Annotated in this window: 4 protein-coding genes and 2 pseudogenes; 2 read left to right on the forward strand and 4 right to left on the reverse strand. The window is 60.1% G+C overall.

The window, feature by feature from the left end:
• Positions 1–17: 17 nt before the first annotated feature.
• The 3 genes and pseudogenes from KCQ76_RS06490 to KCQ76_RS06500 form a co-directional block, all read right to left on the reverse strand.
• Complete coding sequence (locus KCQ76_RS06490) at positions 18–2,159, reverse strand: galactan 5-O-arabinofuranosyltransferase (protein ID WP_052722226.1); 2,142 nt, start codon at positions 2,157–2,159, stop codon at positions 18–20.
• A gap of 18 nt (positions 2,160–2,177) precedes the next feature.
• Positions 2,178–2,522, reverse strand: a pseudogene (locus tag KCQ76_RS06495) (NYN domain-containing protein); the annotation flags it as partial.
• A gap of 1,073 nt (positions 2,523–3,595) precedes the next feature.
• A pseudogene (locus KCQ76_RS06500) lies at positions 3,596–4,157 on the reverse strand (NYN domain-containing protein); the annotation flags it as partial.
• A gap of 256 nt (positions 4,158–4,413) precedes the next feature.
• Between KCQ76_RS06500 and KCQ76_RS06505 the strand changes: the two are divergent.
• Positions 4,414–5,334 carry a hypothetical protein gene (locus KCQ76_RS06505; RefSeq protein ID WP_221914819.1) on the forward strand — a complete coding sequence of 307 codons (921 nt, stop codon included), beginning with the start codon at positions 4,414–4,416 and terminating at the stop codon, positions 5,332–5,334.
• Positions 5,335–5,341: 7 nt separating this feature from the next.
• The gene (locus KCQ76_RS06510; RefSeq protein WP_146003254.1) at positions 5,342–6,238 is read left to right on the forward strand and encodes a hypothetical protein; all 897 of its coding nucleotides are present in this window, start codon (positions 5,342–5,344) and stop codon (positions 6,236–6,238) included.
• Positions 6,239–6,330: 92 nt separating this feature from the next.
• On the opposite strand, the gene KCQ76_RS06515 is transcribed toward KCQ76_RS06510, so the two are convergent.
• The coding region (locus KCQ76_RS06515; protein WP_221914820.1) for a hypothetical protein at positions 6,331–6,529 on the reverse strand (199 nt) is incomplete at its 5' end.

Consider the following 6,529-nt stretch of genomic DNA (forward strand, 5'->3'; position numbering starts at 1 on the left):
GTTACATCACCTGAAATTTATTGGGGCCTAACAGCGACGACGAATGGTCCGACTTGTGTCACTGTCCAGTCGCTGAATGCCTTGGGGTGGAAGTGCATGGAGCGGAAATGCACGTTGGGGTCGCTGGGGTACACGTCATCGGCGACGTTCAATGCCCAGTCGTCATCGTCGACGGAGCCACGGAAGAGGATGGCGTCGGGTTTCCTCCAGGGCATGTCGTCCATGGCGGAGTTGAGTTCCTCGGGTGTTTCGGCCTCTGACCACTTCTCGATGGCAGCGTTTCGTTGTTCGAATTCGCCGAGCGGGTTGGCGTAGTGGGCGGTGAGCGCTTGGAACTCGAGGTAGGGATGGTACGCCATGAAGGCTTGTTCGTCGGCAAGAAGAACAGTGTCGGTGGGTTCGCGCCCGATGGTGTCCACGACTTTCTGGTAGTAGGTGCCAGAATCTGCCGGGATTCCGTCGTTGCGATGTCCGTCGCCGTCGGTGTCGGAGTAGGCGGAATTGATCGAATGGGAGATGGACCAGGGGATTGTCGCTGCGAATTCGGTGGCCACAATCCCGACGAGCACGCCGACGACTAGTGTGATGGTGGGTGCCGCGGTGGCAAACCGTTCGGGGTAGAGAGCAGGTATCCCGTGTGCGAGGGCGTCACGGAGTCCGAGTACACCGGCGGTAGCGAGCAGCATGGTGATGGGTGGCTCCAAGCGGAATCCCAGTAGCGTCGTCCCGTGGAGTGTGGCGGCCATGGACAGCAGCACCCAGGCGTAGTAGGTCAGCACGGCGATGGCGATCGGCATGGCAATGGGATGGGTGAATCGCACAATGAGCCAGATGACTCCGATGAGGCAGAGGAACCCCAAAACGGTCATGTGGAACATGGGCGTGGGGATTTGTGTCCCATCGGCAGGGAGATAGTGCTGTGCTGTATCCGTGCTCCCATGTGGTTTGGTCAGCAGGTCCTTGATGTAGGGAGCCCAGACCGTTGCTGCGATCAGCAGGGAACCGATGCCAATTCCGGCGAGCCGGATGATCGGTAAGAGCGATTTCCGACGGATGGCGATGACGAGCCCAATGACGACGATGGCGAGGACATTAACACCAGTGAACAGGGTGTAAAGCGTTGCCGATGAACCGAGGAAGATAGCTGTTGCGAGGGCTGACCAGCGGGCTCCGTTGATGGCTCGCCATGCAAAAACAGCTGCGGCGGGGATCCCCATGCCGACAATGGCCGCGTAGGGCTCAAATGATGACAGGGAGAGCATGATGGCCGTGGTGGTGAGCGCAATGGTGGTGGCGAGCGGCAGGCTGCCGGTAATGCGTTGCCATACGGGTACGAGCATGCACGCTGCTGCGCTGAGCGTGATGATGGCCCATGGTTGGAATGCGGCCCATCCGGCGAGACCGGTGTAGTGGGCGAACCGCCCGCCGGTCATGAACCAGCCGGCGGGATAGAAGGTGGGAATGTCCGGGTAGGCCATGTCATGAAGGCCAAATTGTGCGGTCATCCGGGTGAGGAATTGGGTCCGAAATGCCTGATCTACGGAGATTCCGTCGAGGTACAGGCGGGTCGCGGACAGGGGGATAGTGAGCACCGTGCCTACTAGTCCGGCGGGAGACATGTAGGTGATGATGTATGTCAACCAGACCCGCCATCGCGGACGACGCACAGCGGGGGAGGGGGCTCCATTTTTTTCACCGGAGTTTTTTGCACCGGTGTCCTTTCCGACACTGCCATGTCCGGCTTGTTTTTCGTCGCGAACCCACCAAATGAGGAGGGCGGCAACGACGACAATGAGAATGGCCGAGGTCAGTGTGGAGAGCGCCTTGAGAACGTTGGAGTTGCTAAAAGCCGGATAGTGCGTGGTTTTCATGAGGCGCCAGAAAACCAGCGACATGGTCGCGCCCCCAGCCACCGCCAGGGCCATGTTTATGATGGTTCGCCTGAGCCCAATGTGGTCGGCGGTGCGGCTTGTAGCAGGCAGAACGGGATCTGCGGGTGCGGCTGCGTCGGCGTTATCGACACTGTCCGCGTCATGGGTTGTCGTGGTGGAATCCGCAACTGGTGTGGATGCTGGATCCTTGTGCGACGTATCGCTCCCCTTTTTCGATGCCATGGGGTAGATCATGGCATATCGGTGGGACAGAGGGGATATTGCCATGCCCCTCCGTGGCAGCGGTTAGTCGTCGCCAGTGATCAGGATCGCGCGGATCCCGGTGTGAAACCCGTCGCGCAGGCTAACGCGCTGCGATTCGCTCAGCGTGTATTCGTGCAACGATTCGCACGCGAATTGCAGGAGCGGGCGATCCACATTCGGCGGGAGCCCTCCGCCGGAGAGAACGTGCGCACTGTCACGTTGTTCCTCGGTCGCGACGTGGTGGAACCACCAGGTCGCATACTGTTGGCCGACGTCAAACGGGGTTTGGAATCCCGTGGTCGTCCAGATCTCGTTGGGCAGTGGCACGTATCGCGATCGGAGCTTCCGCCGTGGTGCCATCATCGATGGTTTCGGCGCGGGCTTCGGCTGTGGCGTGCGCGTTGCAGCCTCGGGAGCGCTGCCGTTGCCTGAGTCATCGTTCGAGTCATCGCCCGACGCAGTCCCGTCGGTATTCTCAGCCGAACTCCCATCCGATGCTTGCTGTGATGCCGCAAGTTGCGCTGCTTGATGGCGCGCAGCAACACTCCCCGGGGTCGCCACAGTGGTCGGCCGATCCGTCGATCGCGGATCCTCGGGCTTCCTGTCGTCCTTCGGCGCCGGGTTATCGGCCGCCTCCGTCGTGGAGCCTTCATTCGCCGCCAGAGCTCCCCCGACTGCTTCAGCCGGTTGAGTGGTTCGTTGCTTGCCGACGCTGGACTCCGGAATCCTCGTCGCGGGTGATCCTCCCGACGGCGAATGTTCCGTTTGCCCTGGTACCGCCTGGTCAGCATCCGTCGGGCGAGTTTGCGCCGTCGTGGTGCTGGCCTCGGGTCCGCGGTTCCCATCTCGGTTCCCATCGCGATCCCCACTGTGCCGACGATCCGCTGCGTTAGCGCTCCGTCGGGCGCAGGCCATCATGTCGGCCGGAGTAGGACGTGATGGAGCTGACTCCGCTGAGTGAGATTCGCGGGTGGACGTTGATTGCCCCCCGTGCTCACCATCGGCGGCATTGTTGTTTCCGCGGACGCGCCGGGATGCCCACGTGTCGTCGCTGGTGTTCCCGGGTTGGCCGGCCGCTCCATGTCGATCCGCCTCATGAGCGTTGGCCTCATGGGCATGGGTGGAGTCTGCATGTGAGGAGTGGTCGTCGCCACCCTTGTTTTGCGTCAGCTGACCGTTGTCGACGCTGGTCCCAGCTGTGGACGTTGTCCGCTTGCCAGCCGATGAGGCAGCGGAATCAATAGCACCGGCTCCACCACCGGACGTACCACCAACAGAAGCGCCCGAAGCGCCACCCTCGGAACAGTCACCACCGGACTTACCACCATCAGAAGCACCATCGCCCGGGGCGGTCTTGTCAGAAGAAGCATCCCCAGAGCCTGCGCCACTGGAGGCCTCATTTTCCGCTGTTTGTCCGTCGACAATGGGATCCTGCGCCTCCAGCGGACGCGGGGGAATCGACGGCGGAATGGGCCCCTCGAGCGGCTGGATCTGCATGGTATCGGCGAAGTCTTCGCGCGGATCTAGCACGGTGATCGAATCGCATTTGTGCCGGAGCGCATTGGACATCGAGTCCCAGCTGAACCCGTAGAGGTGGACTCGCACTCCCATCGCGGACGCTTCGACAACACCGGGGATCATGTCTTGGTCGCCGGACACAAGCACCATGTCGGAGCACTGTTGGCGGACCGCCGCCAGAATCATATCGGCAACGAGCCTGGTATCAACCGCTTTTTGTGTGCGCCGTTGCCCAGTCTCGATCAGCAGTCCCGCACGCAGCTGAACCCCGTCGACTGTCCGGAGTGCGCGTTGGTACCGGTGAGGCCCGGAATCCGGGATGCCGTCGTACCAGTTTTGTCGCTGCACAGGCTGGCCAACATGTTGCGTAATCATTCGGTCGAGCACTGAACAGACTTCGGGTAGATCAATTTCGAGCTGTGTTCGGGCACCTTCCTCCCATGAGTTGTAAAAGCTTGCTAGAAGATAAGAGGTATCGACGAAAACTAAGGTGCGTTCGAGCATCGTTCACGGTTTCCTAACTAAAATTTTATCTAACTTTTTGTAAAAGGTTCTGGGGTTCAGGTTAGCGATTTCTAGTCACTAACGCCGACTCACGCGCCCGCATTCTAGTGCATTTTGCGGGGAGCTCCCACTGTATTGGTTCCCCCAACTATTCAATAGTAGTTCGCTATGTATCACCTTAACGGGGGCTTGTCGACGCTCAATGTCGGGTTTCACCGCGCGCCCGTAGTGGACAAGGTGGTAAAGAGTAGAGGGTATGGACTTGCATTCGACGGATCCGACGGCAGATCCGCGCGACCGCTCTGCCGCTGCGCGCGATCGTCCTGCTGAAGAGTGTGATCGTTCTGCTGGAGAGTGGCGGGGATGGGATCCCGCCGACGCTCCAATCGCGTGGATGCGGAAAGCTACGGTGGTGGAGGCCCGCCGTGTGTGGTCCGCGCCGTGGAGGACTCGACGTCGTAAGGACGCCTCGGTTCTTGTGCGTGATTGCAACTTAGCGCTGCACGAGGGTTTGATTTATTCATTCGTGGGGGATGCTGCCGCTGAATCCACTGGTAGCCGGACCGCCACCGCTACCGCCGCTGCCACTTCTACCGCCGCTGCCACTCCGAACGTAGCTACTCCTAGCCCGTCGGCGTCGGCGGCCAGTATTTTGCAGGTTCTCGCTGGTCAAGAGCGCATTTCGGGCGGAATCGTCTCCGTGTTTGGCGAGTCCCCCTACGACAACGCCCGCACAATGGACAGCACCGTCCTGGCCGGGGTGTCGGTTCGGTACCCCGCCCAGTGGCGTGCTGACCGGGTGCTTCGCACTGCCGCCCGTCGTTACCCAAACTGGGACGACGATTACGCGGAAATGGTGTCTCGCGCTTTCCAGCTGGATCTCTCTACCAAGGTCAATCACTTATCGACGCAGGCCAGGACGCTGTTGGGGGCGGTCGTGGCGGTGGCGGCGCGTGCGCCGTTGACGTTATGGGATAGGCCGTGCGAGGGGCTGAACCCGGAACGTCGGAAGTTAGTGATGCAGACTCTCGTGGCTGATTGCGCTGCACACCCGAGGACTGTGGTCATGAATCAGGCAGATCGTGGCGCCGACAACCTGGTGCACGCCTCCGCGGATCGCCTCCTTGTCGTCTCTGGCGGCACGATTGTCGGGGATTTTCCAACGGATGACGCGTAGGGGGTGTGTGATGCAGGTTCTTGACCGTTTGTCCTTGGCCGATGTGTCAACAGGTACCCGATGGTTAGTGGACCTGATGGTTGTCCTGGCGTTATGGATGGATGCGTCGCAGCCCGTGTTCGGTGCGGCGACGGCGATGGTGTGGTGCATCGTCACGCCGTATGGGAATCCGCGCTTGTTGGCTTATCGAGCGTTCGGCCTGACCATTGTTCGCTATGTTCGCGATTATGTTCTGATCGCCGTGGCCCGTTCAGTGGCGTTAGTCCTGGTTGGTGGTCTGATCGGTGTCCTCGTCCGACGCGGCATCGCAGGATGGAGTTTGCCGCCCTTTCTCGGTTCTTCCCGTGCGGAATCTGTGACTCCATTTATCGTGTATCTGCTGGTCGTGGCCTTTGCCGGCGTTGTGCTCGGGCTCGGTTTTAACGCATTTGCGGGGTCGCGAACGATGTCGCTGCGGCAGTATTCCGGGCTCGGTGGCGCCCAGAAGTTTGAGGGCGACCATTATGCAGAATCGACATTTGTAAGCGAAGGCGCCGGATTGTCGGATCTAATGGTGGAGCTGTGCGGTGGACGTTCTTCGGCAGAAACGCCCCGTACAGAGGAAGAACAGCACAACTTGACCTGGCACTTCCTACCTACCCGCGAAACGTGGTGGAAAGTTTTCGCTGTAGCCCTGCTTCTATGTGGCATTAGTTTCTCGACTAGCTCGATGATCACTCTCGTTGTGGGCCTGCTGGTGACCTGCGCACTTGTGGGCTTTGTGCTTGTCGCCATTGCCCGGAACGCGAGTAGTTTCGGCGTCCCGCGAGCCATTATGTGGCGAAAGAACTCAGTTCTCGCTCTAGGCCAAGCCGCATGGATAGCTGTCCTGTTCATCATCACCGCTGTGTCGATTGCAAGCTAACTCTTTTCCACCACCTCACTGGTTACCCGGCAACCAGTTCACAGTTCACCCTCCGCCCGTAGCCCACCGCCTGAACCCGTGGACTCGTCGTTTTATTGCCGACGGTGGTCTCGCTTGGTGAGTGTTCGTTGTTGTTTTGTGATCGACAACCTTTGTTGTGTGTGTTTGTTGTGGGTGTTTTGTGGTTGTGTGCTGGGGGTTTGTGGTGTGTGGGTGGGGTGTGTAGTGTTCTTTGTCGTCGCCGAGGCAGCCCGCCCGGTTACTGGGAAGGCAGTGATCTGGTTGTGGGTT

This window comes from Corynebacterium parakroppenstedtii (assembly GCF_019754935.1).
Taxonomy (GTDB): domain Bacteria; phylum Actinomycetota; class Actinomycetes; order Mycobacteriales; family Mycobacteriaceae; genus Corynebacterium; species Corynebacterium parakroppenstedtii.

Bases quoted from the DNA above. Each gene is read 5' to 3' on its own strand.
- KCQ76_RS06505 (WP_221914819.1), top strand. From the start codon at position 4,414: ATGGACTTGCATTCGACGGATCCGACGGCAGATCCGCGCGACCGCTCT.
- KCQ76_RS06490 (WP_052722226.1), bottom strand. From the start codon at position 2,159: ATGGCAATATCCCCTCTGTCCCACCGATATGCCATGATCTACCCCATG.